At 44.2% G+C, this 25228-nt stretch carries 25 protein-coding genes; 17 read left to right on the top strand and 8 right to left on the bottom strand.

Annotated features, from left to right (window positions below; genetic code table 11):
- Positions 1-38 precede the first annotated feature (38 nt).
- From L7A31_RS19105 to L7A31_RS19090, 4 genes are all read left to right on the top strand, one after another.
- Positions 39-2003 (top strand): LTA synthase family protein, encoded by a 1965-nt coding sequence (locus tag L7A31_RS19105; RefSeq protein WP_237363342.1) that lies wholly within the window; start codon positions 39-41, stop codon positions 2001-2003.
- A gap of 99 nt (positions 2004-2102) precedes the next feature.
- The gene (locus tag L7A31_RS19100) at positions 2103-3053 is read left to right on the top strand and encodes a virulence factor BrkB family protein (RefSeq protein WP_435532907.1); all 951 of its coding nucleotides are present in this window, start codon (positions 2103-2105) and stop codon (positions 3051-3053) included.
- Complete coding sequence (gene dtd / locus L7A31_RS19095; protein ID WP_237363341.1) at positions 3025-3459, top strand: D-aminoacyl-tRNA deacylase; 435 nt, start codon at positions 3025-3027, stop codon at positions 3457-3459. Before L7A31_RS19100 ends, dtd begins: the two co-directional genes overlap by 29 nt.
- A gap of 83 nt (positions 3460-3542) precedes the next feature.
- A complete protein-coding gene (locus L7A31_RS19090) occupies positions 3543-4460 on the top strand; it encodes a bifunctional GNAT family N-acetyltransferase/hotdog fold thioesterase (protein WP_237363340.1) in 918 nt (305 codons plus the stop codon).
- 37 nt (positions 4461-4497) lie between these two features.
- Here the strand turns inward: L7A31_RS19090 and L7A31_RS19085 are convergent, their stop codons facing one another.
- The 4 genes from L7A31_RS19085 to hslR form a co-directional block, all read right to left on the bottom strand.
- The gene (locus tag L7A31_RS19085; RefSeq protein ID WP_237363339.1) at positions 4498-6414 is read right to left on the bottom strand and encodes an AsmA family protein; all 1917 of its coding nucleotides are present in this window, start codon (positions 6412-6414) and stop codon (positions 4498-4500) included.
- A 117-nt stretch (positions 6415-6531) separates the two neighbouring features.
- On the bottom strand, positions 6532-8157 hold the full coding sequence (pckA, locus tag L7A31_RS19080; RefSeq protein WP_237363338.1) for a phosphoenolpyruvate carboxykinase (ATP): 1626 nt from the start codon (positions 8155-8157) through the stop codon (positions 6532-6534).
- 324 nt (positions 8158-8481) lie between these two features.
- Entirely contained in the window at positions 8482-9357 is an 876-nt protein-coding gene (hslO, locus tag L7A31_RS19075) for an Hsp33 family molecular chaperone HslO (protein WP_237363337.1), read from the bottom strand.
- A 15-nt stretch (positions 9358-9372) separates the two neighbouring features.
- The gene (gene hslR, locus L7A31_RS19070; RefSeq protein ID WP_237363336.1) at positions 9373-9759 is read right to left on the bottom strand and encodes a ribosome-associated heat shock protein Hsp15; all 387 of its coding nucleotides are present in this window, start codon (positions 9757-9759) and stop codon (positions 9373-9375) included.
- A gap of 199 nt (positions 9760-9958) precedes the next feature.
- On the opposite strand from hslR, the gene gspC reads away from it, so the two are divergent.
- From gspC to L7A31_RS19010, 12 genes are read left to right on the top strand one after another with little or no spacing between them, the layout of a single operon-like run.
- Complete coding sequence (gspC, locus tag L7A31_RS19065) at positions 9959-10867, top strand: type II secretion system protein GspC (protein WP_237363335.1); 909 nt, start codon at positions 9959-9961, stop codon at positions 10865-10867.
- A gap of 36 nt (positions 10868-10903) precedes the next feature.
- A complete protein-coding gene (gene gspD, locus L7A31_RS19060; protein WP_237363334.1) occupies positions 10904-12925 on the top strand; it encodes a type II secretion system secretin GspD in 2022 nt (673 codons plus the stop codon).
- Positions 12925-14421 carry a type II secretion system ATPase GspE gene (gene gspE, locus L7A31_RS19055; RefSeq protein ID WP_237363333.1) on the top strand — a complete coding sequence of 499 codons (1497 nt, stop codon included), beginning with the start codon at positions 12925-12927 and terminating at the stop codon, positions 14419-14421. Before gspD ends, gspE begins: the two co-directional genes overlap by 1 nt.
- Positions 14421-15647 (top strand): type II secretion system inner membrane protein GspF, encoded by a 1227-nt coding sequence (gene gspF / locus L7A31_RS19050; protein WP_237363332.1) that lies wholly within the window; start codon positions 14421-14423, stop codon positions 15645-15647. Before gspE ends, gspF begins: the two co-directional genes overlap by 1 nt.
- A 46-nt stretch (positions 15648-15693) precedes the next feature.
- Positions 15694-16140, top strand: a complete 447-nt coding sequence (gspG, locus tag L7A31_RS19045; protein WP_237363331.1) for a type II secretion system major pseudopilin GspG — start codon at positions 15694-15696, stop codon at positions 16138-16140.
- A 37-nt stretch (positions 16141-16177) separates the two neighbouring features.
- The gene (gspH, locus tag L7A31_RS19040) at positions 16178-16759 is read left to right on the top strand and encodes a type II secretion system minor pseudopilin GspH (RefSeq protein WP_237363330.1); all 582 of its coding nucleotides are present in this window, start codon (positions 16178-16180) and stop codon (positions 16757-16759) included.
- Entirely contained in the window at positions 16749-17114 is a 366-nt protein-coding gene (gspI, locus tag L7A31_RS19035) for a type II secretion system minor pseudopilin GspI (protein WP_237363329.1), read from the top strand. Before gspH ends, gspI begins: the two co-directional genes overlap by 11 nt.
- Entirely contained in the window at positions 17092-17763 is a 672-nt protein-coding gene (gene gspJ / locus L7A31_RS19030) for a type II secretion system minor pseudopilin GspJ (RefSeq protein WP_237363328.1), read from the top strand. Before gspI ends, gspJ begins: the two co-directional genes overlap by 23 nt.
- A complete protein-coding gene (gspK, locus tag L7A31_RS19025) occupies positions 17753-18811 on the top strand; it encodes a type II secretion system minor pseudopilin GspK (RefSeq protein ID WP_290368765.1) in 1059 nt (352 codons plus the stop codon). The genes gspJ and gspK overlap by 11 nt, the downstream gene beginning before the upstream one ends.
- The gene (gene gspL / locus L7A31_RS19020) at positions 18780-20000 is read left to right on the top strand and encodes a type II secretion system protein GspL (protein ID WP_237363327.1); all 1221 of its coding nucleotides are present in this window, start codon (positions 18780-18782) and stop codon (positions 19998-20000) included. The genes gspK and gspL overlap by 32 nt, the downstream gene beginning before the upstream one ends.
- 7 nt (positions 20001-20007) lie before the next feature.
- Positions 20008-20499 carry a type II secretion system protein M gene (locus tag L7A31_RS19015; protein ID WP_237363326.1) on the top strand — a complete coding sequence of 164 codons (492 nt, stop codon included), beginning with the start codon at positions 20008-20010 and terminating at the stop codon, positions 20497-20499.
- Between the two features lie 4 nt (positions 20500-20503).
- Positions 20504-21280 (top strand): type II secretion system protein N, encoded by a 777-nt coding sequence (locus L7A31_RS19010; RefSeq protein ID WP_237363325.1) that lies wholly within the window; start codon positions 20504-20506, stop codon positions 21278-21280.
- Between the two features lie 49 nt (positions 21281-21329).
- Here L7A31_RS19010 and cysQ read toward each other — a convergent pair whose 3' ends face one another.
- From cysQ to L7A31_RS18990, 4 genes are all read right to left on the bottom strand, one after another.
- Positions 21330-22157, bottom strand: coding sequence for a 3'(2'),5'-bisphosphate nucleotidase CysQ (cysQ, locus tag L7A31_RS19005; protein ID WP_237363324.1), 828 nt, complete (start codon positions 22155-22157; stop codon positions 21330-21332).
- Between the two features lie 22 nt (positions 22158-22179).
- Complete coding sequence (gene nudE, locus L7A31_RS19000; protein ID WP_237363323.1) at positions 22180-22731, bottom strand: ADP compounds hydrolase NudE; 552 nt, start codon at positions 22729-22731, stop codon at positions 22180-22182.
- A 164-nt stretch (positions 22732-22895) separates the two neighbouring features.
- Positions 22896-23483 carry a Fe-S biogenesis protein NfuA gene (nfuA, locus tag L7A31_RS18995; RefSeq protein WP_237363322.1) on the bottom strand — a complete coding sequence of 196 codons (588 nt, stop codon included), beginning with the start codon at positions 23481-23483 and terminating at the stop codon, positions 22896-22898.
- Positions 23484-23577: 94 nt separating this feature from the next.
- A complete protein-coding gene (locus L7A31_RS18990) occupies positions 23578-24312 on the bottom strand; it encodes a phosphoribosyltransferase family protein (RefSeq protein WP_237363321.1) in 735 nt (244 codons plus the stop codon).
- Positions 24313-24348: 36 nt separating this feature from the next.
- Between L7A31_RS18990 and bioH the strand changes: the two genes are divergently transcribed.
- On the top strand, positions 24349-25131 hold the full coding sequence (bioH, locus tag L7A31_RS18985; protein WP_237363320.1) for a pimeloyl-ACP methyl ester esterase BioH: 783 nt from the start codon (positions 24349-24351) through the stop codon (positions 25129-25131).
- Positions 25132-25228 lie beyond the last annotated feature (97 nt).

Below are 25228 nucleotides of genomic sequence, written 5' to 3'. Positions count from 1 at the left end.
TTGTAGTACTCAAATAGATATCTTTTCAAGGGACTGAAATGAATATATTCAAAAAGAGACTGGGCGTGCTTTACCCCATTGTTATATCAGCATTGGTTATTTTGGCTCTATTTGGTATCTCTAGGTTGGTATTATCTATATGGCTTTATGAGAGGTTACCCAGCATTAGTGACTGGCTGACGGTATTAGGTAGAGGAGTTCGAATTGATCTAGCGTCAGTAAGCTATTTGTTGATTCTGCCAGCGCTGCTAGCCACGCTTCTGTCATTCGACAATGTTGTTGGTAAAATTTGGAATTGGTTATTACGGGTTTGGATAACCGCTGGACTGTGGCTAGTAGTCTATATGGAAGTTGCCACTCCACCGTTTATTTTACAATATGACCTTAGGCCAAACCGGAACTTTATTGAATACCTTATTTACCCCAAAGAAGTGTTTAGTATGCTCTGGACCGGTTACAAGCTTGAGCTGTTTATTTCGACTGCCACAACCATATTGACCTTATATGTAGGTTGGCGCTGGACTCGCTCTTTGGTTAGCAATCTTCACTACCAAAAGTGGTATTGGCGTCCGTTTTTGGCCATCTTAGTTGTGGCTATTGGTGTTATGGGCGCTCGCTCAACACTGGGGCATCGTCCATTAAATCCAGCGTTAGTTGCGTACTCTAGCGATCCAATGGTGAATGACCTAATTCTAAATTCTTCTTACTCTGTAATATTCGCAGCAAAACAGATGAGCTCTGAAAAAAGTGCCTTTGATTTTTACCCTAACATGCCTGAGAAGGAGGTGATTGAAGTTGTGAGAGACTCAATGAATGTTGGGCAGCGCAAATTTGAATCTAGTGAACAACCAACGTTAACTTATCACCAATCACCAAAAGAAAGTGCCCCAAAAAATATTGTCATTGTTCTGATGGAAAGCCAGGGAGCTCGATATGTTAAAAGCCTTGGTGGCATTGATACTTCACCGAATTTAGATCGGCTAATGAATGAAGGCTGGGCATTCACCAACATGTATTCAACTGGGACACGTTCTGTTCGCGGAATTGAAGCTGTAATTACCGGCTTTACCCCCACACCTTCGCGGGCTGTTGTTAAGCTTGGTAAAAGTCAGACGGATTTTTTTACTATCGCTGACTTACTCAAGTCGAAAGGATATGTCACTCAGTTTGTTTATGGTGGTGAAAGTCACTTCGACAACATGAAAAGCTTTTTCTTAGGCAATGGTTTTACAGATATCAAAGACTTACCAACGTTCAACTCGCCAAAGTTTGTTGGTTCTTGGGGCGCGTCAGATGAAGACCTTTTTGATAAAGCTGATCAAGAATTCACCAAGTTAAACAAAGAAGGAAAACCGTTTTTCAGCTTGGTCTTTACCTCTTCAAACCATACGCCATATGAATACCCTGAAGGAACGATAAAGCATTATAATTCGCCGAATGCGACTCTAGAGAATGCAGTGAAATACGCGGATTATGCGGTTGGTAAGTTTATCGATAAGGCTAGAAAATCTACTTATTGGGATGACACTATTTTCTTAGTGATCGCTGACCATGACTCTAGAGCAACGGGCTCTTTACCTGTTCCTGTTGGGCACTTCCATATTCCAGCCATTATTCTTGGTAAGTCTATTCCTGCTCACATTGATAAGCGGTTAGTTAGTCAGATAGATATGTCACCAACACTACTTTCATTAGCTGGTATTAGCGGCTATACACCTATGATAGGCCACGATTTGACGAAGAAAGTGCCGTTAAATAAGCAGAGGGCGTTGATGCAAAGAGATCGTAACTTTGGTTGGCTCAATGCTCAAAATGAGTTGGTGGTTATTAGGCCGGAAAAAGCACCCGCGACGTACCTTTATGACCCCAAAAGTGACTCATTAGAGGAAAAAATTGTCGAGCCTGAAGTGGTTCGCCAAGCTAAAGCACATGCGTTATGGGGATCGCTAGCTTATGAAAAAGATTATTATAAAGCTCTAGAAGACTATCAAAACCAACATTAACTTGCACCCTTCTTGCGAGTCGTTGATGAGAATCTAATGAGCTAGGTGTTTGAAGGGGTAAGATTTGCCGACCATTTGTTACACTTAACAGAGTTAAGTATGTTGATGAGGTCATTTGACCCTGGGGGTAGTCGATTGAAAGTCGATAACTTTCTTATTGAAACACAAGGATTTGTTCGTTACCTATTCAATAGGATTAAGCACGATAGAGTGAATGTTAGCGCAGGTTATCTGGCTTATATATCTTTGCTTTCTATCGTGCCGATGTTGACTGTACTTCTATCTGTTTTGTCGTCAGTTTCGGCTTTCTCTAATGTGGGCGATACCATTCAAGACTTCATCATTACTAACTTTGTGCCAACGGCTGGGGATGCGGTTCGCCAAGCATTATCTGAATTTATCGCCAATACAGGAAAAATGACTGCTGTTGGTAGTGGCGTATTGTTTGTAGCTGCTTTGGCTCTGATTGCTAATATTGATAAGAATCTAAATTATATTTGGCGTGTTAAGAATAAACGCCGCGCAGTGTATTCATTTTCGATGTACTGGATGGTTCTCACTTTGGGGCCCATTTTAGCGGGAACCAGTATTGCCATTTCTTCCTACGTCGTATCACTCAAAATTTTGGATTACGATACGATTACTGGCGTGTATAACTTGATGTTGAAATGGCTGCCGTTTTTGCTGTCATTTTTCACTTTTGCTGGCCTGTATATATTGGTGCCAAATCTTAAAGTTCGTTTGTATCATGCAATGGCTGGTGCTTTTTCAGCTGCGGTTTTGTTTGAGTTAAGCAAAAAGCTATTTACGCTTTACATCACACATTTTCCTTCTTATCAATTGATATATGGTGCTTTGGCCGCTATTCCCATATTGTTTATTTGGGTATATTTAAGTTGGTTCATTGTTTTAATTGGTGCTGAGATCACCGCTGCGTTGGGTGAGCATGAAAGCTGGAGCTTGAAACCGAACGTGATAGACTTTGCTGCTCAGTCAGCGAACAGCATCGAAGGAAAAGTAAGTGATAGCCCTGATACAAAGAGTAAGTGAAGCTGCCGTTAGGGTTAACGGTGAAGTGGTCGGCGAAATAGACAAAGGTCTACTTGTGCTGCTTGGGGTAGAAAAAGATGATGACGATGCCAAAGCAAAAAGATTGATGGAACGCGTGTCTACTTACCGAGTGTTTGAAGATGCGGAAGGGAAAATGAATTTAAACGTTAAGCAAGTTGATGGCAAACTCTTGGTTGTTTCTCAATTTACGTTACCTGCAGATACCAAGAAAGGCACGAGAGCTGGCTTTTCTCGAGGTGCTAGTCCGGAAAAGGCTGAGCAACTTTACCAATCTTTTTGTAACCACTGTGAAACCGTTATTGCAACGGAGCGAGGTCGTTTTGCTGCGGACATGAAAGTGTCGTTAGTGAACGATGGCCCTGTGACGTTTTGGTTGCAAGTCTAGAACAAACACCCCCATAGCCTAAACTTGATATGCGGTTCATCCTCGTTAGTGGCACACGAATTATAAAATGTTGAGAAAAATGAATGTTTAAACTGATTACGCCAAAAACAGACAATCAGCTAAATAAGTATTATCACTTTCGCTGGCAAATGCTTCGTGAGCCTTGGCAGATGCCTCTTGGCTCTGAGCGTGATGAATACGATATGATGAGTCATCACCGGATGATCGTCGATGGTCGGGGTAAACCAATTGCAATTGGTCGTCTATACATTACGCCTGATCATGAAGGTCAGGTTCGTTTTATGGCGGTTAAAGGTGGTAGGCAAGGTAAAGGTATGGGATCGCTTGTACTGGTTGCTCTAGAATCTCTAGCTCGCCAAGAAGGCGCAAAGAGATTGGTATGTAACGCTCGAGAAGACGCCATTCCGTTTTATCAAAAAAATGGCTTTGAAGCGCGGGGTGAGCTCAACGATCAACGTGGTCCAGTACGTCACCAGCAAATGGTTAAGCAGTTAGACCCGATGGCTGACGTGTTGAGAAAACCAGAGTGGTGTAGCGAGCTGCAGCAACGCTGGGAAAAGCAGATCCCTATCAGCGATAAAATGGGCATCAAAATTAACCAGTACAATGGTTATCAGTTTGAATGCTCTGCGCAATTGAACCCGAACCTAAACCCTCACAACACAATGTTTGCAGGATCGGCATTTACGCTGGCGACGTTGACTGGCTGGGGGATGACTTGGCTTCTGATGAAAGAGCGCAATCTTACTGGAGATATCGTCTTAGCTGATAGCCGCATACGTTACCGCTTGCCAGTAGAGTTTTCTCCTGTCGCTTCGACTTCTTTAGATGGTATAAGTGGAGATCTCGATAGGCTGGCTTCTGGTCGAAAAGCGAGAGTGGTGATTAACGTTACGATTTACAGTGGTGACACCCCTGCCGTAGATTTTATCGGCACCTATATGATTTTGCCTAATAGCGAAGGTGCCGAGCAAGAATAAGCTAAGAGCAGTAAACATAGAACGTAGCTGGCTATACTCAGCGTTTCTTAGTTTGGGCAGCGTTATCGCAGGTCGACTTAGTTTTGATTTCACCGGTGATGAGATTGAGTCGATTCTGTTCGCACTTTTCATCTATCGTCAGGTTCGCCTGGTCTGTTTCTGGCGAAGTAAGGTCGAGTGTCGCCGCTAGTTTCCCTTTAATATTTGGGCCACTTATATCGTTACTTGATATGCTCACTCGGCCTCTATCTAATGTTGCTTGTACGTTATCTACTTCTAGTGGCAAAACTAAGCTGCGGGTTTGTCCATCGACTTGATGATGTTGAGAAAGTGTTGCGTGGCGTAAGTTAGCATTTGCTTTACCTGATAATGAATAGTTAAACAGCTCTTTGCTTTTTGCTAGCCCCTTTAGCTCGGCGCTTACCTCTAAAGTGCCATCAAATTCAAACGGCGGCGCTTTCCACAGTTCATTCTGCGCGACAGGGACGCTATCAGCTTTTAGTGTTAGTTGCCAAGGCTCTCCATTTTCATTGAGGTTCCATTTTCCTTTCGCATCCACATAACCATTTCTCAGTGGAATGAATAGTCGATCAAGAGACCAATCGCCCTGCTCAGAGTGGGTCTGCACTATTGCTTGCGAAGCAATAAGGTCACCATAACTCGCGCTACTAGCACTTGCTTGGAATTGCCCATTCCAGAGCCCCCATCGCTTATCTTTGACTAACTCAAGGTTTGTGCCTTCAAAACTTAGCCCAGACAGCTGCCAAAATGGCCTGTCAGTTAATTGAATAAACTGGCAGTTCTCTACGTCCATTTGCTGAATGGTGAGTGCATCTAAAGGTGGAACGACATGTTTTAGCCATGACAAATCGGTCTTGGCATCTGTTGACCACTTGATGCCACTGGCATGCAGCAGTGAGAAATTGGCAGAGTTTGGGGTAAAGTCTGCACTGGCTTTCACTCGGCCTTGTTCAAAGTCCGTATCTAACTCTGCTAGGTTAATTTTGTTTGGAGCAAAGTAGATTTGTGCACTCGGTTGAACAAACTGTAGGTTCTTGTAGTTGATGCTATCGGCATTAAAGGAAACATAGCCTTGCTTTTGATTCCAGATAGATTGATTGGTTTGTATATTCTCGATTGACGCATCGACGTTGTTGAATGCCCAATCACCATATTGCAGTTCACTATTGAGCAAGTCCAAGCTGTTAATGTGACTGATATGTGATGTCAATTGGCGCAAAATATTTTTCAGCTTTTCAGATTCCTGCTGCTCAGTCAGCGTTAACTTACTGATGGTCAAGTTCACCAATGACCAGCCAGATGGGTATTGCTCAGCTTGTCCTGAAACAGAAGCCCCTTGCCATGTGAACGATGCGCCATAAATAGTACTGTCTTGAGGCTTATAGTTGGCGTTTATCAGTACGTTATCTAAGGCTTGGCTTTGATAATAAATTTGATCAGCAGAGAGTTGGATTCGGCCATATGGCAAGATGACGTTTTCTTTTGTCCAAACTGGTTTGTTGACTTGAATGTCTAGGTTGCGGGCAACAAAATTGTTGGCGGAAAAATCGAGATTATGGAATGCAATTTGATATAAGAAAAAGTCTTTGCTAAATGAAAAGTTTGGTAGGGCACCTTGCAGGCTTAAACCATCGATCAAAACACTATCTAAAGCTATTTTCCCTTTGTGAATCACACTCGGGTTTACCCAAATAGTCACTTTAGGAATGTAGGCTTTGCCACGATTGAGATTGGTTGTTACCCCTTCAAATTCGAAGGTCCAGGGTGATTGGTAAACAACTTTTTTCGCTGTGACGTCTTTGCTTAGCGTGTAATGAATAAGTGCATTGGCTACAGGCGTAGCAAATTTTGTGAAGAGTAAACCATAAAGAGTCGCTGTAGTGAGTAACAACAAACACAGTAATGCAATAACGACTTTAGCTAGCTTTCTCATCCAACGTGACGCCAATGTTATTTTCTATTGGCTATAGCTTGAAACAAATTATCTAAAGAGGCAATAAAAAGCCCCTATTTTTAGGGGCTTGGATCTTAGTTATCAATTATCTAGGATTTAGTCTAGTTGCGGGCCTGCTGCAACTAATGACTTACCTTCATCGTTATCGGTGTATTGAGCAAAGTTATTGATAAAGCGAGATGCTAGGTCTTTCGCTTTTTCATCCCACAGCTCAGGCTCAGAGTAGGTATCACGAGGGTCCAAAATATTTGAATCAACGTCGTGCAGCTCTGTAGGTACTTGCAAGTTAAAGATTGGGATGTGCTTAGTTTGTGCGTGATCAATAGAGCCATCAAGGATAGCGTCAATGATGCCACGTGTATCTTTAATTGAAATACGCTTGCCAGTGCCGTTCCAGCCAGTGTTGACCAAGTAAGCTTCTGCTCCAGCGGCTTTCATTCTCTTTACCAGAACCTCAGCATACTGAGTTGGGTGCAGTGACAAGAATGCCGCCCCAAACGCTGCAGAGAAGGTTGGTGTTGGCTCTGTAATACCACGCTCTGTACCTGCTAGTTTGGCAGTAAAGCCAGATAGGAAGTGGTACTTCGTTTGCTCTGGAGTCAGCTTGGAAACAGGTGGTAATACACCAAACGCGTCAGCAGTTAAGAAGATAACCTTCTTCGCATGACCCGCTTTAGAGACTGGTTTAACAATGTTTTCAATGTGGTACAACGGATAAGAAACACGAGTGTTTTCCGTTTTTGAGCCATCGTCAAAATCAATCTTACCGTCAGAAGTTACCGTAACGTTCTCTAGTAGCGCATCGCGACGGATAGCATTGTAGATGTCAGGTTCTGCTTCTTTAGACAAGCGGATAGTTTTTGCGTAGCAGCCACCTTCAAAGTTAAAGATGCCGTCGTCGTCCCAACCGTGTTCGTCATCACCAATCAGCTCACGCTTAGGATCGGTAGAGAGTGTTGTTTTGCCTGTGCCCGATAGACCAAAGAAGATGGCAACATCGCCTTTTTCACCAACGTTGGCAGAACAGTGCATTGAAGCAATACCTTTGAGAGGTAGAAGGTAGTTCATTACTGAGAACATACCTTTTTTCATCTCGCCACCGTACCATGTGCCGCCGATAATCTGAGTGCGTTCAGTTAGGTTGAAAGCAATGAAGTTTTCAGAGTTCAAACCTTGCGCTTGCCAGTTTGGATTATTGGTTTTTGCACCGTTCATCACAACAAAATCAGGCTCGAATGTTTCCAGCTCTTGCTCTGTTGGGCGAATAAACATGTTTTTAACGAAATGCGCTTGCCAAGCCACTTCGGTAATGATTCGAACACTTAGTCTAGAGTCTGGGTTTGCACCACAGTATCCATCGATGACAAATAGGCGTTTGCCAGAAAGTTGAGTAGTAACGAGAGACTTAAGATCGTTCCAGATTTCAGTAGAGATGGGTTTGTTATCGTTTTTACCTTGATCAGACCACCACAAAGTATCTCTCGTTGTGTCATCTTTAACGATGTATTTATCTTTCGGGGAACGACCAGTAAAAATACCAGTATCGACAGCAACGGCACCTAACTCAGTCACGATTCCTTTCTCGTAACCTTCTAAGTCAGATCGAGTTTCTTCTGCAAATAGCTGTTCATAGCTAGGATTGCGAAGAACCTCAGTCACGCCGACTATCCCGTGTTTGGTTAAGTCTATGGTTGCAGCCTGCGTATGTTCCATAACGGTCATAGGTGCTCCTTTATATGGATATTTTGTAGGGGTTTTGTAAGATTCTTATAATATTTTGTTCACTATGCTATCAACGAGGCAGGTGGAAAACAGGGAGTTAGTTCATAAATCACTCCGAATTTGCACTGCTCATCATGCATTGGAGCTCTTAGTGTATCCCGTAGTTATTGCTTTCGGCTAGGATTATGAGGCTTATTTATAGTAAAAAATTAACAAGTTATTTTCTTACTGCTTATAGGTTGTATTTAGGCTTTTAGATCACAAAAAGGCCAGCGCGTGGCTGACCTTTTGATGATTAATTACAGGTTTTCTTTATAAAGAGAATTAATGCAGCGTATCATCGCCTTTAGAGGCATTGGCGTAGAGCTCGGTCACGTCTGAAGGATCGAATAAGTAGCTTGAGCCGCAGTAATCGCAATGTAAAGAAATAGAACCTTCAGTAGATAAAATGTCTTCTACCTCTTTTTTATCAAGAGTGAGGATCGCGGATGCACTGCGCTCTCTTGAACAGCCACACTTAAACTCGACAGCCTGAGGCTCAAAAACCTGCACTTTCTCTTGGTTGTAGAGGCGATAAAGTAGCTCATTGGCCTCTAGGGAGAACAGTTCGTCGTTTTTCACAGTTTCAGTGAGCTTCTCAAGGTGATCAAAGTCATTGTCGCTACCTGTACCATCTGGCATGACTTGCAGTAGCATACCAGCTGCATGAGGTTTACCATCATGTTGACCCACACGTATCCAAAGGCGAGTATGAAGCTGCTCTGAACGCTCAAAGTATCCTTCAATAATTTGCGCTAAGTTGTCACCTTCGAGGCCAACCACACCTTGGTAGCGTTCACCTTGCTTTGGTTCAATAGTGATAACTAAGTGACCTTTACCTAGCAAATCGTGTAGGTTTGCGTCGTTGGCAATTTCACCTTCCCAACGCGCAATGCCGCGAACTTGCTGTTCATTGCTACCATTTATAACGACAAGTGATACAGGACCGTCACCTTGTAATTGCATGGTGATTGAACCTTCAAACTTGATCGTTGCCGTTAGCAAAGTGGTTGCAACTAGCATTTCACCTAGCAAGTGTTCTATTGGAGCTGGGTACTCCTTGTTCGACAACATCTGTTGGTACACGTCACTTAACTGTACCAGTTCGCCGCGTACCGATAGGTCTTCAAATAGGTAGCGATTTAACACGTTGTTTGCCATTGGGAAAACTCCAGCTTATTGATGTTTAAATTTGATAATGTCGCGACGTTGTTTTTTGTCGGGACGTTTTTCAGGGCTCGGATTATGAGCATTCAGCTTACGTTTGAGCGCATTGTCTTCGCGCTTTTTGACGCTGTCATCCGTCTCTTTATAAAGAGTTTGAGCGATTGGCGCTCCTCGCCGCTGATCAGAAATTTTTTCGATCACGACAACTTTTTCTTCATTGCCTTGTCTTAGGCTAATGACCGCACCTAGTTCTACGATTTTACTAGGTTTGCTGCGTTGACCATTGTAGTGCACTTTGCCGCCATCGACCATAGTTCGTGCGATAGATCTCGTTTTGTAGAACCTTGCAGCCCAAAGCCACTTATCAAGTCGTACAGAATCAGATTGAGTAGTCATATATGAATACTTGCTCTAACAGTTGTTAATAATATTAATTAATGATGAAAATGGTGTCTCACTACTTAATTTTCAAGGTAGCATTGAAATATTCAGACATATATGATGCATATGCAGTGCGCTATGCTATATTTGGGCGCTCTCCGGTAAATTGGATGCCGCGTAGCCACTATATATTAGGTGATAATAAGGGACATGAGTGAAACGCATTGACTTAAATGCATTGTCAAAACCAGACTTTTGGCTGAATTTTTTCAATGAAAATAGTTTTGAATTGCAGCAAAAGCTAAGCGTAGCTTTAACAGCTTGGTTGCTAGTTGTTGCAGCATGGACCTTGGGTGATGCCGTTTGGATGATTAGTGGCAACTCTGCTCAGGTCGCTCGCTGGACACCGCCAGCGGTCAATCATTCCTCAAGTAATCATCATGCACTCGACCTCTCTAAATTAGAACAAAGCCACTTATTTGGCGTTTATGAAAAGAAAGCAGCGCCAGTTGTCACTCAGGTTGTTCAAAACGCACCTAAAACCACATTGAATTTAACCTTGGTTGGAACTGTTGCAAGCTCTGAGCCTACCCAAGGTGTTGCTGTTATTGCCAATAAAGGTCAGCAAGCAACCTACGGAATTGATGATGTTATCAAAGGGACACGCGCAAAACTAAAAGCCGTGTTAATCGATCGAGTCATCATTAGTAACAATGGGCGTGATGAAACCTTAATGCTAAAAGGGGTGAAATACTCCAAAATTTCTAACGCCACTATCAAACCTGTTCAGCCAGTAGCAGTTAGCGATATGCCACCAGTGAAACAGCAAGCGCTGTTAGCCAAACTCGCTGAGCAGCCACGAATGATTCTTCAGTATGTGAAATTTTCTCCAGTCAAAAGAAATGGCCAATCTATCGGCTATCGTATTTCTCCGGGAGCGAGTCCGGAACTCTTTACCTCTTTGGGACTCAAAAGTGGCGATATCGCCACCAAGATAAATGGGCATGAGCTCACAGATCCCGCGAGCTTGGAGAAGGTTTTCCAAGGGATAATCAAAGATCATAAGCTAAACCTAACAATAGAACGTAATGGGCAGCAACGTGACGTCAATATTAATATGTAGGGCCTGTGCGGTTTCACGCAGGTAGAGGAGTGAAAAGTGAAGCGTTGGCTTAACAAGGGTACATGGTTATTAATTCTGAGCTTATTGGCTGTGCCGACAATGGCGATGGCGAATGAGTTTAGTGTTAACTTCAAAGGTACCGATATTCAAGAGTTCATTGATAGCGTTGGGCGCAATCTAGGTAAAACCATCATTATTGACCCTTCTGTGCGTGGTAAAATTGATGTCAGAAGTTACGATCCTCTGAACGAAAAGCAGTACTACAGCCTATTTTTAAACGTATTAGAGACGTATGGTTTTGCTGCTGTCACTTTGCCAGATGGCGTTGTGAAGGTTATTAAAGCAAAAGATGCGAAGACAGCCTCTGTCCCAGTATTGGTTGGCAACGACAAAGCAAAGTTCAGCGATGAAGTGATCACCCGAGTGGTCACAGTACACAATGTTTCTGTTCGAGAGCTTTCACCTATTCTTCGCCAGCTAATCGATAACGCAGGTGCGGGTAATGTTGTTCACTATGAACCATCAAATATTATCCTGATCACCGGTCGTGCTGATACGGTGAATAAGTTGGTCGAGATTATCCGCCGAGTAGATAAAATCGGTGATAAGAATGTTCAAGTGATTGAGCTGAAAAACGCCAATGCCTCCGATGTAGTGCGTACTATTGATTCTCTGATTAAGTCCAATAATTCACAAAGTGTGCCGACGAACATGCAGCCAAAATTGGTTGCTGATGACAGAACCAACTCAATTTTGATTTCGGGTAGCCCTGAAGTGAGAGAGCGTTTGGTCAAGCTAATTGAGCAGCTTGACGTCAACATGATCTCTAAAGGCAAGAGCCAAGTGGTGTACTTGAAGTACGCCAAGGCGGAAGATGTTGTTAAAGTGCTACAAGGTGTCGCAAAAACATTAGAAGCAGAGAAAGCAGCCAAAGGCACGGGTAAATCTTCGGCGGCAGATGTATCTATCGAAGCATCTAAGTCAGTTAACGCGCTAGTCATTACCGCGCCGCCAGATATCATGAAATCGCTGAAGAGCATCATCAAGCAGCTCGATATTCGTCGTGCTCAGGTTCTCATTGAAGCGCTGATTGTAGAGATGAGTGAATCGCAAGGTATAAAACTTGGCGTTCAATGGGGGTCTTTGGAAAGTGGTTCTGTTGTTCAATTTGGCAATACAGGAGTACCAATTGGTGGTGTGATGACGGGTCTTGAGGATGCAAAAGACCAGACAGAAACATACATTAGTACAGATGGAACTCCTTATACATCAACGACATCAGGGTCTTATGATAATTTGGCTAGTGCTCTGAGTGGTGTAAATGGAGCGGCAGTGAGTCTAATGATGGGCGACTGGACCGCTTTGATCAGCGCAATTTCTACCGATTCCAATGCGAACATTTTATCTTCACCAAGCATTATGGTGCTAGATAACAGTGAAGCGGACTTTATTGTCGGTGAGGAAGTGCCGGTTGTAACAGGCTCGACGGCAGGTTCTAATAACTCCAACCCATTCCAAACGGTTAGCCGTAAAGAAGTGGGTATCAAGTTGAAAGTTACGCCACAAATTAACGAAGGTAATGCAGTTAAACTGACTATCCAGCAAGAAGTATCAAACGTACTACCTGCCGATGGTGCTGTGGATGTGCGTTTTGCTAAGCGTCAGCTTAATACAGTAGTTATGGTAAACGATGGTCAAATGCTGGTGCTAGGTGGTTTGATAGACGAGCGAGCAGTAGAGAGTAAGTCGAAAGTGCCACTTTTGGGAGACATCCCAATTATCGGTGCGCTATTTAGATCGACGTCTACCAGCATGGAAAAGAAAAACCTGATGGTATTTATCAAACCAACCATTATTCGCACGGGTGTTGCTGCTGATGGTGTCACTGAGCGTAAATATAACTATATTCGCGCCGAGCAGTTATACAAAGCAGATGAAGGTTTGGATCTTCTGAAGAACTCTAATATCCCAGTGCTGCCGAAGTACGGTGATGATGGTAATCACCCACCAGAGTTGCAGGCCATCATTGATCAGGTAACTAAGACGAGTAAGAAGTAATGGATGACGTATCCACTATGGGCTCGCAAAAGCGGCTTCCATTTAGTTTCGCCAATCGATTCAAGATGGTATTCGCCCAAACCGAAGAGGGAAGTGCGACTCTTTACTTTGTACCGCCAGTTTCTATCCCAGCTTTAGTTGAAGTGAAGCGGGTGATGCAATCTGAATTTGCGCTCAAAGAAGTGAGCATCGAAGCGTTTGATACCAAGTTAACTGAAGTGTATCAACGCGACTCTTCGGAAGCGCGTCAGTTAATGGAAGACATTGGTGCTGATAGTGATGACTTCTTCTCTCTTGCAGAAGAATTGCCACAAGATGAAGATTTGCTCGAAGCTGAAGATGATGCACCTATCATTAAGCTGATCAACGCAATGTTGGGTGAGGCGATTAAAGAAGGCGCTTCGGATATCCATATAGAGACATTCGAAAAATCGCTATCGATACGCTTTCGTATTGATGGGGTGCTGCGAGATGTATTGGCGCCAAGTCGTAAGCTCGCTCCTTTGTTGGTTTCACGTGTTAAAGTCATGGCCAAACTCGACATTGCGGAAAAGCGGGTCCCTCAAGATGGACGCATTTCTCTTCGTATTGGTGGGCGCGCGGTCGATGTGCGTGTGTCTACTATGCCGTCATCCCATGGCGAACGCGTTGTAATGCGTCTTCTGGATAAAAACGCCACTAGACTAGATTTGCATAGCTTAGGTATGACGCCACGCAACCACGATAGCTTCCGTAAACTCATCCAACGGCCCCACGGTATTATATTGGTTACTGGCCCGACAGGTTCCGGTAAGTCCACCACCTTGTATGCAGGTCTAACTGAGATCAACAGCAACGAACGCAATATTCTTACCGTTGAAGATCCGATTGAATTTGATATCGATGGTATCGGCCAAACTCAAGTTAACCCAAAAGTTGATATGACATTTGCTCGCGGCTTGCGTGCGATATTGCGTCAAGACCCAGATGTTGTGATGGTCGGGGAAATCCGAGATTTAGAAACCGCGCAAATAGCGGTTCAAGCGTCATTGACTGGCCACTTAGTGATGTCGACGTTGCACACCAACACTGCGGTGGGTGCGATTACTCGTCTACGTGATATGGGCATTGAGCCGTTTTTAATTTCTTCTTCATTGCTTGGTGTATTGGCTCAGCGCCTTGTGCGCACACTGTGCCAAGAATGTATGGCTCCGTATGAAGCAGATAAAGAGCAGAAAAAGCTGTTTGAGTTAGATGAAAACGAATCTCTGACACTGTATCGAGCTGTAGGTTGTGAGAAATGTAACAACAAAGGTTATCGCGGACGTACTGGTATTCATGAGTTGCTACTTGTTGATGCTCAAGTTCAAGAGCTCATCCATAGTGAAGCTGGTGAGCAAGAGATTGAACACTCGGTACGTAAGAGAACACCAAGTATACGAGCGGATGGGTTGGAAAAAGTGAGGCAAGGTATTACCTCTCTTGAGGAAGTCATGCGAGTAACGAAGGAATCCTAATGGCGGCATTTGAGTACAAAGCGTTAGATGCAAAAGGTAAACAGAAAAAAGGCGTCATGGAGGGCGACAATGCCAAACAAGTTCGTTCTCGTTTAAAAGAGCAAGGCCTTATTCCTGTTGAAGTTGCAGAAACTCGCTCTAAAGCTCAAAGCAGTAGTGGTGGCTCTCAGGGTGTCAGTTTCAAGCGTGGCATTAGTACGCCAGATCTTGCGCTTATCACTCGTCAGCTTTCCACTCTTGTTCAATCTGGAATGCCTTTAGAAGAGTGTCTAAGGGCAGTATCAGAGCAATCAGAAAAACCGCGTATTCGCAACATGTTAATGGCGGTTCGCTCAAAGGTGACCGAAGGTTACACACTTGCTGACAGTATGGCGGATTACCCTCACATCTTTGATGAGCTGTTTCGCTCAATGGTATCGGCTGGTGAAAAATCTGGTCATTTAGATGCTGTACTGGAGCGATTGGCTGATTACGCCGAAAGCAGGCAGAAAATGCGTTCCACAATTCAGCAAGCACTCATCTATCCAGTTGTACTGGTTGTGTTTGCTGTTGGTATCGTAGCTTTTCTGTTGGCCAACGTAGTGCCTAAGATTGTCGACCCTATCATCCAAATGGGCCAAGCACTGCCTCAGTCTACTCAATTCTTGCTGGCAGCGAGTCAGTTTGTTCAGAATTGGGGTCTTCAGCTCTTCTTGGCTATTTTGGCGGTGATTTACCTGATTAAGTGGTTATTAAATAAACCTAAGATCCGCTTGGCTTGGGATAAAAAAGTGGTATCGATGCCGCTTATCGGAAAAATCTCAAAGGGGTTGAATACTTCGCGCTTTGCTCGAACTTTATCAATCTGTACCTCCAGTGCAATTCCTATCTTAGATGGAATGAACGTAGCGATGGATGTCATGTCTAATCGTTTCATTAAGAAACAAGTGGGCATTGCGATGGAGAGTGTCCGTGAAGGAGCGAGTTTGCGTATGTCTCTTGACCAAACCAAACTCTTTCCACCAATGATGCTGCATATGATTGCCAGTGGCGAGCAAAGTGGCGAGTTGGAAAGCATGCTCACACGTGCAGCTGATAACCAAGACGCTAACTTTGAATCGACAGTGAATATCGCTCTTGGCATCTTTACGCCAGCAATTATCGCTTTAATGGCTGCGATGGTGCTATTTATCGTGATGGCAACCCTAATGCCAATGTTAGAAATGAATAATTTGATGAGTCGATAATGAGCTCTGCAATGTCGACTCGTTGGGCAAATATACCGGAGAAAATATGAAAATAAGAAAAAAGAAACAGTCTGGCTTTACCTTACTTGAGCTGATGGTTGTAATTGTAATTTTGGGTCTGTTGGCGAGTGTGGTTGTTCCGAATCTACTTGGTAACAAGGAAAAAGCAGACCAACAAAAAGCGGTTACTGACGTTGTTGCGCTAGAAAATGCCTTGGATATGTACAAATTAGATAATGGCGTTTATCCAACGACAGACCAAGGCTTAGATGCATTGGTGAAAAAACCAAGTGGCGATCCAGAACCGCGCAACTACCGTGATGGCGGTTATATCAAGCGTCTACCGAATGATCCGTGGGGACGTCCATATCAATATCTTAACCCAGGTCAGCACGGTACTATCGATATCTTCACGCTTGGCGCTGATGGTCAAGAAGGAGGTACTGGTGCAAACTCTGATATTGGTAACTGGAATATTCAGAAGTTCCAATAACCGTTAGAGAGGGTGGCGAAAGCCACCCTAATTCACTATGCACTCAAATCGTGGTTTCACCCTCATCGAAGTTCTCTTAGTCGTCTTGTTAATAGCGATTTGCGCTGCCGCTGTCGTTACGACTTTGCCGACCAACAAAAAAGATGCAGCCAAAAAATCTGCTCAGCTATTGTACCAGCGTATACAGCTACTGAATGAGGAAGCCATACTCAACGGTGAAGATTTTGGCCTGCGTATTGATCAGTCTAAATCTCGATACACGATAATGACGTTAGGCGAAAAGGGCTGGCAGGCGAAGAAGCTCGAAGATATGCCCGAAGAAACCACGTTACCGAGCGACCTTACGATTAAATTTGAATTGGGTGGTGGGGTATGGAAAGACAGCGAGCGTTTATTCGAACCGGGCAGCTTGTTTGAAGACAGCAAATTCGAAGAGTCTGAAAAAGAGAAAAAACAGAAGCCCCCACAAATTTTTATTTTATCTAGCGGTGAGGTCACTCCGTTCTCTCTTATTCTTTATCCATCTGACTCCTCTATTTCTCAAAATGGCTGGACAGTGCTCACCAAAGCTAACGGACAGATTCTCCTCAAAGAGCCCGGAGAATCCGATGAGAAGTAAAGTTCGAGGAATGACACTGTTGGAAGTGTTGGTTGCATTAGCCATTTTTGCTACTGCAGCGATTGCGATTATCCGCACGGTGACACAGCACATTAATACTCTGAGCTATTTGCAGGAAAAAACGTTCGCTTCCATGGTAGTGGACAATCAAATGGCGTTGCAGATGCTTGCTCCGACTAACCTAACTGAGCGTTCTGGTAAGGAAGAGATGGCAGGCAAAACTTGGTATTGGAAAGTAATGCCAGTGGCTACAACCGACAACCTGCTAAAGGCGTTCGATGTCAGTGTGGCAACCAGTAAAACAAGCAGTCCAATAGTGACAGTGAGAAGTTATGTGCCGAATAGCAGCAACTAAAGTGCGTCGCAATAAAGGTTTCACTCTCATTGAGGTGTTGGTCGCCATCGCTATATTCGCCACCATGAGTGTGGCTGCGTATCAAGTAGTCAATCAAGTTCAAAGAAGTGATGAGGTTTCTCGTAAAGAGACTGACCAGCTAAAGCAACTGCAGCGAGCATTGGTGTTTTTAAATAATGATTTTCGCCAGATCGCACAGAGACACTTTCGCACCAACGGTAGCGATCCTAGCTCGAACTATATCGATTACCAAGAATACCTACTTGATTCTGATGACAAAGGGGTGATGTTTACCCGTTACGGTTTTTTCAACCCAATGCAGCAGTTTCCACGAGGTGAAGTGACCAAGGTGGGTTACCGAGTCAAAAATAAAGTGCTGCAAAGAGTGTGGTGGCGTTACCCAGATACACCTGCGGGTGACAAAGGTGAAGTCATGCCATTGCTTACTGGAGTGGAAAGCTTCTCTCTTCGTTTTTATGACGGTTCAGAGTGGTCTGAGGAATGGGATCAAGACAGTAAGTTACCGAAGGCTATTGAAGTCGATCTGACTTTGTCCGACTACGGAAAGATAAAGCGAATCTACCTAGTGGCGAGCGACGATAACAGCTCTAGTAACTCAAGTGATAGCGGAGGTAGCAGTGATACCTAACCGCACGCGAAAACGTGCTACACGCCAACGTGGTGTAGCCCTTATCATTATCTTGATGCTTGTAGCAATCATGGCGGCGATTGCTGCGACGATGTCTGAGCGTTTGTTTACTCAGTTTAAACGCGCGGGCAATCAAATTAATCACCAACAGACTTATTGGTATGCTATTGGTGCTGAAGCTTTAGCGAAAAAGGCTATTGAGCAAAGCTATAAAGACACGGAAAACGACACTAACAAAACCACTAATTTGTCACAGCCTTGGGCCAACGATGGCAAGGAAATGAACCTTCCTCTGGATTATGGAACGTTGCAAGGGAAAATTGTCGACAAACAGGCATGCTTTAATATAAACGCACTATCGGCGGTTACACCAAATACGACGTCGAGCAGTGCACCCTATTTAGTTCAGGTTTTGCAAAACCTGATGGAAAGCGTTGGAGTCGAAAGCTACAAAGCGGAAGTAATCGCAAATTCTACCTGGTCATACGTTAATCCTACAGAAGCTGTGCGCGCAAAAACGGGTATCGCAGATAGCCATTATGAGTCATTGAAGCCGCCTTTTTTACCGCCAAATGGCATGATCGCAGACAGCAGTGAATTGCGGGCTGTTAATGAGATGACCGGCAAAATCATGCTAGAGATCCAGCCGTTTATCTGCGCGTTGCCAACTAGCGAGTGGAAAATGAACGTCAATACATTGGAACCGGATCAGGCTAACTTGTTGGCGGCGCTGTTTTACCCTAATTTAAGTGTATCTGATGCGAAAGAGATCATTTCAGGTCGTCCCGAGAAAGGCTGGGATACGGTGTCAGCTTTTATGTCTTCTTCGTCGGTGTTATCTGCACTAAGTGATACGGTGCGTGAAGAAGCGGAAAAGTACCTAACGGTGGACAGCTCTTATTTTAGCTTGGATGCACAAATATTCGTTGGAGATTCGAGAGTAAGAATTCGAAGCTTATTGTTTAGTAAAGATAGAAAAACTGCCACGGTAATACGCCGTCGCTTTGGAGGAATCAGTGAGCGAGTGCTTGATCGTTCGTCTGAGTAGTCAAAAAACGGCCCCGATACGTTGGGCCGTATGGTCACTAAGTCAAAACTCAGCTGTAGAGACGGGTGAGTTCGCATCATGGGACGACTTATCTGAGATACAACAACATGCTGAGCAAAGGCCAATTACTTTGCTGCTTGATACTGCCGACGTCATTTTGTCTGAAGTGGAGATACCACCCGGAGCGGCTCGTCAGCTTGAAGGGCTAGTTCCATATTTACTTGAAGATGACTTAGCACAGGATGTGGATGAACTGCACTTTTCTGTTTTGTCTAAAAAGGGCCAACAAGCATATGTTTGTGGTGTCAGCCGTGTGTGGCTCAGTGAAATTCTAGCGGAATTTGCATCGCTAGGGCTTGAAGTAAAGCGCGTACTACCTGATGTATTAGCGCTGCCTATACCTGAAAGTGGGCTGTCAGCAGTAGAAAATCAGGGGCAGTGGTTGATTCGAAAAGGTGAATACCTTGGAGTATCGGTTGAGAGTGCGTGGCTTGAGTCGGTTAAAGGTTCTGACTGGGTTAAAGTGGAAAATGAATTTCTTGCTCTTGATTCTTATTCTTCTCTTCCAGAATTAAGCGAGAAGGAAGGCCAGTTATGGCAAGTTAAACAGCAACAACCCGCATTAGAGTTGCTGGCAGGCCAAGCTGCACAGAGCTCGTTCAACCTGCTTACGGGAGCCTTCAAGCCGCGCTCAGCGTTGCTCAAGCACTGGAAGGTATGGCAAAAAACGGCAATAGCAGCGGCAGTTTTGATTGTGATTATGACAGGTTACAACCTGTTGAAGGTGAATCAATACGAGAATCAAGCTTCAGCATACCGCGCCGAAAGTGAACGTATTTTCCGCGAGGTGTTTCCTAATCGTCGCCGCATCCCAACGATCAGCTACCTTAAACGTTTGATGGAAGAGGAAGTTCAGCACCTTTCTGGCACAACGAATGATGCATCACTATTAGTTTGGTTAAATAAGCTGCCTGAAACAGTGGGCAGTGTGCCCGGGATGCAACTTCAGAGCATTAAATACGATAGTGGTCGCGGTGAACTAAGAATTGAAGCAACCAGTAAAGACTTCCAAAGTTTTGAGAAAGCTCGTATAGCGCTGCAGAAGCAATTTAAAGTACAAGAAGGGCAACTTGGCCGAGATGGTGAAGTGGTCAGTGGTACATTCCTACTCACGCAGAAAGGAGGTTAAGACGTTTATGGAAAAGTTACTTGAACCTGCCAAAGCGTGGTGGGGCACCATCTCACAAAGAGAACAGCGACTAGTGATTATTTGTTCTGTGGTGTTTGCAGTATTTATCATCTATAGCGTGATACTTAAGCCGCTTTCTCAAGCAACAGAAACGGCGCATATGCGTATCAATAGCGATCGTGAACTGTTGACATGGGTAAGAGAGAAGGCCGATCAAATAACGACTTTGCGCGCGCAAAGTGGTGTATCGACCTCAAGCCAAACTCTCAACCAAGTGATCTCTTCGTCTACTCGCCGATTTAATATTGAGCTCATTCGTGTTCAACCGAATGGAGACATGCTACAAGTGTGGACCCAACCATTACCGTTTAAGCAATTGGTTAATTGGCTCGATTATTTGTCAGAAAAACAGGGTGTTGGTATAGCGTTTATGGATATTTCGAAAACGGACACACCTGGAGTGGTTAAGATAAATCGACTTCAGTTTAAGCGAGGTTAGCCGAGTGCGAGTAAAAGCGATTTTTGGAAGTAAGGCGTTTTTGATTGCTTTGTTGGTAATGGTTTTTATTGTTAGCCTGATTGCTCACATGCCGGCTTCACTAGTAGTTAAACACTTACCACTGCCTGCAAAACTAAGTTTAGATGGTGTGAGTGGAACCATTTGGAAAGGAAGTGCTAGCAACGTAGCATGGCAACGTACTTCTATTGGAGAAGTAGACTGGAATATTGATGTTTTGCCTCTTTTCTTGGCCAATGTTGAAGCGCAAGTGCGTTTTGGTCGAGGTAGTGACTTAGGTCTGAGAGGGAAAGGCATCGTCGGTTATAAACCAAGTGGCCCATACGCGAAGAACTTGATTGCATCCATGGCGGCAGAAAAGATCGTGAGCTTTGTTAATCCAGGTTTGCCAGTCACTTTAGGTGGTCAGATGGAGCTATCGGTGAGGCATATCGACTTTGGCGATCCACAGCCAGAAAACAAAGTGGGTACTTTGGTATGGAATAACAGCTATTTAGGTTCGCCAATCGGCAGCTTAAAACTTGGCCCTGTAATGGCAGATGTCAATTATGCAAACAACCAGTGGTCATTGGCAGGCAAGCAAAACAACGGCCAACTTAGCAGTGATTTCTCAGCGCAGCTCAATAATAGACAAGGTTATAGCGTTAAGGGGTGGTTTAAACCTGGCGCCGATTTCCCAACCGATTTGGTTCAACAACTTCAGTGGCTAGGCAGACCAGATAATCAAGGTCGTTTCCACTTCAATCATTCTGGTCGAATCTAACGGCTATACCACTTTAAAGTCACTCGTTTAAAAAGGGCTAACCATTGGGTTAGTCCTTTACTTTTAATACCTCATCCCAAGGTAGCCCTTCATCTCCAAGTACAATAAAGTTTGGGTTTTCTAGGCTTTCTCTTTCGTTGTAAGAGAGAGGTGCTAATTGAGTGCTTAGAATTCGTCCACCAGCTTCTTCCACAATACACTGTGTCGCTGCGGTATCCCATTCGCCCGTAGGCCCAATACGCAAATAGCAATCCACTGCACCTTCCGCGACAAGGCAAGCTTTGAGTGCAGCGGATCCAAGAGGTACTAAGTCATAGTTATAGGAACTGCTCATGCGGCCAGTGATTTGATTGATATCTTGTCTACGGCTAATGGCTATTGAAATGGATGAAGTCTCTTCTTCATGTTTCAGCGTATTAATACGGATGCTTTCATCCAAATTAGGTATTTTCCATGCGCCTTTATTTTTGTAGGCGTAATAGGTAACCCCTGAGACCGGACCGTAAACCACACCCATCACAGGTTGGTGGTTTTCAATCAGAGCAATAATCGTGGCAAAATCACCGCTGCGTGCAATGAACTCTTGTGTACCATCGAGTGGGTCGACAAGCCAATACCTATCCCATTGGCCGCGCTCATCTAAACTGATATCCGCTGCCTCTTCAGAAAGGATCGGGATATCCGGAGTCAACTCAGAAAGTTGTTTCATTATCAGCTTATGTGCTGCGATATCGGCGCTGGTAACAGGAGTGTGATCGCTTTTTGTGTAGGCTTGGTATTGTTTATTTTCGTAAATATCGAGAATCAACTGGCCAGCAGAGCGGGCGATCTCGATGATCGAAGGCAAAAGGTGAGATAAATCTGAAGTGGCAGGCATATGGACTCCTAACGCCTAAATTTTATAATAATTTTAGATGCTTTAGTGTAAGCATTAATGCGGTGATGGAGCGAGACTCACAGAAGTCGAGATGAGACAATAGCTCTTCTGCTTGTGATAAGGGCCAGCGCACAACTTCAAGCGGCTCAGGTTCATCACCTTCTAATGTCTCTGAGTATAGATCTTGCGCTAGAAAAAGGGTCATTTTGCTAGAAAAATATGATGGTGCGACGACGACTTGTTTTAGTTGGGTCAGGGAGTTGGAGCCAAATCCAATTTCTTCTTTTAGCTCTCGGTTTGCCGCTTGCTCAGCGCTCTCTCCGGGATCGACCAACCCTTTGGGAAAGCCAAGTTCATAATCTTCAGTGCCTGCGGCATACTCACGAATCAGTAGGATTTCACCTTTCTCGGTAATTGGAACCATCATGACGCCGTTGCGATTAGACGGCTTTAAACGCTCGTAGGTTCTTTCTACACCATTGCTAAAGCGAAGATCGAGTGACTCAATCGTAAATAGCCTGGATTGAGCGACTGAGTTTTTGGCTAATATGACGGGCGGCTTTCTTTTGCTCACTGCACATTCTCCTGAGCATCATGCTACTAATACTTTTCTTAACTATATGAGAAAACAGGGGCGCTTGGGAAGTGATAGATGATTTTGAAGAGAGATAACGAGAAAATAAATAGCTAGAGCGTTGGCTCTAGCTATTCGAGTATACATTGACTGCGAGCTCTGTATTAGTAGTAAGAGTGTTCACCAGGGTTATGTTCGGTTGCATCACGAACAGCAGTTAACTCGCCAACAAATTGCTCAAGTAGCTGTTTCTCGATACCTTCTTTTAAAGTTACATCCACCATTGAACAGCCATTGCAACCACCACCAAACGCAACAACAGCAACGCCATCTTCAGTCACTTCAACCACGTTTACATGACCGCCATGGCCTGCTAACTGAGGGTTTACTTGAGTTTGAATCACATACTCAACTCGCTCGATTAGCGGAGCATCATCAGCGACTTTACGCATTTTTGCGTTAGGTGCTTTTAGCGTAAGTTGAGAGCCCATTTTGTCAGAGACATAGTCGATTTCAGCATCTTCTAAGAATGGTAGACTCAGCTCGTCAATGTACGCCGAGAAGCCTGAAAACTTAAGCTCAGTATCTGATGCTTCAACAGCTTCAACTGGGCAATAAGAAACGCCACACTCAGCGTTTTGCGTACCAGGGTTAACTACGAATACGCGAATATTGGTGCCTTCTGGCTGTTGTTCTAGCAGGTTCACAAAGTGGCTTTGAGCTGCTTCAGTAATGGTGATGGAATCGGACACAATTAATACCTGACTAATTTTGTAAGTTATTAGTCACTATTCTACTCTTGTCTATCCAGAGATCTAGTTTTTTAGTTTATTTAGCTATTCAATTTCAATCGTCGCTGATGGAAGTGCGGCAAATACAGTATACATCTACGCTTTTTGCTCCTCGCATCAATAGCAACTTTACCAGCTGATTGATGGTCTCCCCGGTCGTCACCACATCATCAACAATCGCAATATGCCTTCCTTGTACGGATTTGTGAATTTGAAAAGCGTTGTGCACGTTTGTACGCCGCTGCTGCTGGCTTAGCCCTTGTTGTTGCTTGGTCGCCTTTAAGCGGGTGAAAAGCCCATACTCGATTGGCACATGCAGAAGCTTGGCCAGTTCATCGGCTAAAAGTTCACTTTGATTAAAACCTCGAGTCAGCTGACGACGCCAATGCAGAGGGACAAAAGTGATACTGTCTGGTGTGTTAGAAACCTTCGTTGCGAGCAACTGAGCAAGGCTTTTCGCCTGCCAAAACTGTTTGCCGTGTTTGAGCTTATGGATGTATGTAGATAGTGGAGGGCAGTATTGTCCGACACAATATAGTTGACTCCATAGTGGTGGAGAAGACAAACAATGCCCACATTGGTTTGTGGAAGTGACAACAGGTAACCCACAGCGCTTACATTGATGCAGCTCTTGCATCAAGTCTTGGCAAAAATGGCACCAGCAGGTTTGATTGAGAGATTGTATTGGTAATCGACATAAGTCGCATTGCCCGTGAAACGTATGATGAATGCATTTTCGCAGCCATTGAGATAACATGTCGCAACTTTCGGCAAAATATGGTTTTGCCATATTGATGTAGTTTAAGGCTGTTAGAGGACGGAATTAGTGGTAGAGAATGTGAACTTACTATCAAGCTTGTACTGGCAAACAATCGGTGAAGGTAAAGATATTGTTTTGCTTCACGGTTGGGGAATGAACGGAGCAGTGTGGCAGCAAGCGGCTGAGAAGCTTAGCGAGTCCTTTAAAGTTCATATTGTTGATCTACCGGGCTATGGTCACAGCCATGCAGTGAAAGCAGACGATCTTGATGTAATTAGCGAATTGCTGCTCAAGCAAGCTCCTGAACAGGCTATTTGGGTTGGTTGGTCATTGGGTGGTTTGATTGCTTCCCACATCGCGATTCATCATCCAGATCGAGTTGAAAAGCTTATCACTGTCTCTAGCTCTCCAAAATTTGCTGCAGAAAAACCTTGGCGTGGCATTCAACCAGCTGTACTGAAGAACTTTACTCAACAGCTAATGGAAGACTTTAAACTAACTGTCGAGCGTTTTATGGCGCTGCAAGCGATGGGAAGTCCAACAGCGAAAAGCGACTTGAAACAGCTGAAGAAATCAGTACTCACAAGGCCGGAGCCAAATACTGATGCGCTCTTGTATGGACTCAGTTTACTGGCCGATGTAGACCAAAGGCAGCAGCTGCAAAACCTAACGTTACCGATACTAAGGCTTTATGGGCGTTTAGACGGTTTAGTGCCAATTAAAGTCGCTCATGATTTACAAAATTTGTTACCCACTTCTTCGCAATTTGTCTTCTCGCAATCGTCGCACGCCCCATTTATGACCGAACTGGATGCGTTTTGTGATCAGGTTACTGAGTTTAGCCTTTAGGCATAAGTGCGCACAAAATCTAAACAATTTCTAAACCTTTTCTATAAATAGCCGATAAGGGGTTTAACCTAGTGGTGATTTAGCGCAAATGCACTAT

This window comes from Vibrio marisflavi CECT 7928, assembly GCF_921294215.1.
In the GTDB taxonomy this organism is placed as follows: domain Bacteria; phylum Pseudomonadota; class Gammaproteobacteria; order Enterobacterales; family Vibrionaceae; genus Vibrio; species Vibrio marisflavi.
This window is presented reverse-complemented; position numbering and strand designations above follow the sequence as displayed.

What these genes read in the sequence shown, in the direction of transcription:
- L7A31_RS19105 (WP_237363342.1), top strand. Translation starts at nt 39, where the DNA reads ATGAATATATTCAAAAAGAGACTGGGCGTGCTTTACCCCATTGTTATA.
- L7A31_RS19100 (WP_435532907.1), top strand. Translation starts at nt 2,103, where the DNA reads ATGTTGATGAGGTCATTTGACCCTGGGGGTAGTCGATTGAAAGTCGAT.
- L7A31_RS19090 (WP_237363340.1), top strand. Translation starts at nt 3,543, where the DNA reads ATGTTTAAACTGATTACGCCAAAAACAGACAATCAGCTAAATAAGTAT.
- L7A31_RS19085 (WP_237363339.1), bottom strand. Translation starts at nt 6,414, where the DNA reads ATGAGAAAGCTAGCTAAAGTCGTTATTGCATTACTGTGTTTGTTGTTA.
- pckA (WP_237363338.1), bottom strand. Translation starts at nt 8,157, where the DNA reads ATGACCGTTATGGAACATACGCAGGCTGCAACCATAGACTTAACCAAA.
- hslO (WP_237363337.1), bottom strand. Translation starts at nt 9,357, where the DNA reads ATGGCAAACAACGTGTTAAATCGCTACCTATTTGAAGACCTATCGGTA.
- hslR (WP_237363336.1), bottom strand. Translation starts at nt 9,759, where the DNA reads ATGACTACTCAATCTGATTCTGTACGACTTGATAAGTGGCTTTGGGCT.
- gspE (WP_237363333.1), top strand. Translation starts at nt 12,925, where the DNA reads ATGGATGACGTATCCACTATGGGCTCGCAAAAGCGGCTTCCATTTAGT.
- gspF (WP_237363332.1), top strand. Translation starts at nt 14,421, where the DNA reads ATGGCGGCATTTGAGTACAAAGCGTTAGATGCAAAAGGTAAACAGAAA.
- gspG (WP_237363331.1), top strand. Translation starts at nt 15,694, where the DNA reads ATGAAAATAAGAAAAAAGAAACAGTCTGGCTTTACCTTACTTGAGCTG.
- gspH (WP_237363330.1), top strand. Translation starts at nt 16,178, where the DNA reads ATGCACTCAAATCGTGGTTTCACCCTCATCGAAGTTCTCTTAGTCGTC.
- gspI (WP_237363329.1), top strand. Translation starts at nt 16,749, where the DNA reads ATGAGAAGTAAAGTTCGAGGAATGACACTGTTGGAAGTGTTGGTTGCA.
- gspJ (WP_237363328.1), top strand. Translation starts at nt 17,092, where the DNA reads ATGTGCCGAATAGCAGCAACTAAAGTGCGTCGCAATAAAGGTTTCACT.
- L7A31_RS19015 (WP_237363326.1), top strand. Translation starts at nt 20,008, where the DNA reads ATGGAAAAGTTACTTGAACCTGCCAAAGCGTGGTGGGGCACCATCTCA.
- cysQ (WP_237363324.1), bottom strand. Translation starts at nt 22,157, where the DNA reads ATGCCTGCCACTTCAGATTTATCTCACCTTTTGCCTTCGATCATCGAG.
- L7A31_RS18990 (WP_237363321.1), bottom strand. Translation starts at nt 24,312, where the DNA reads ATGGCAAAACCATATTTTGCCGAAAGTTGCGACATGTTATCTCAATGG.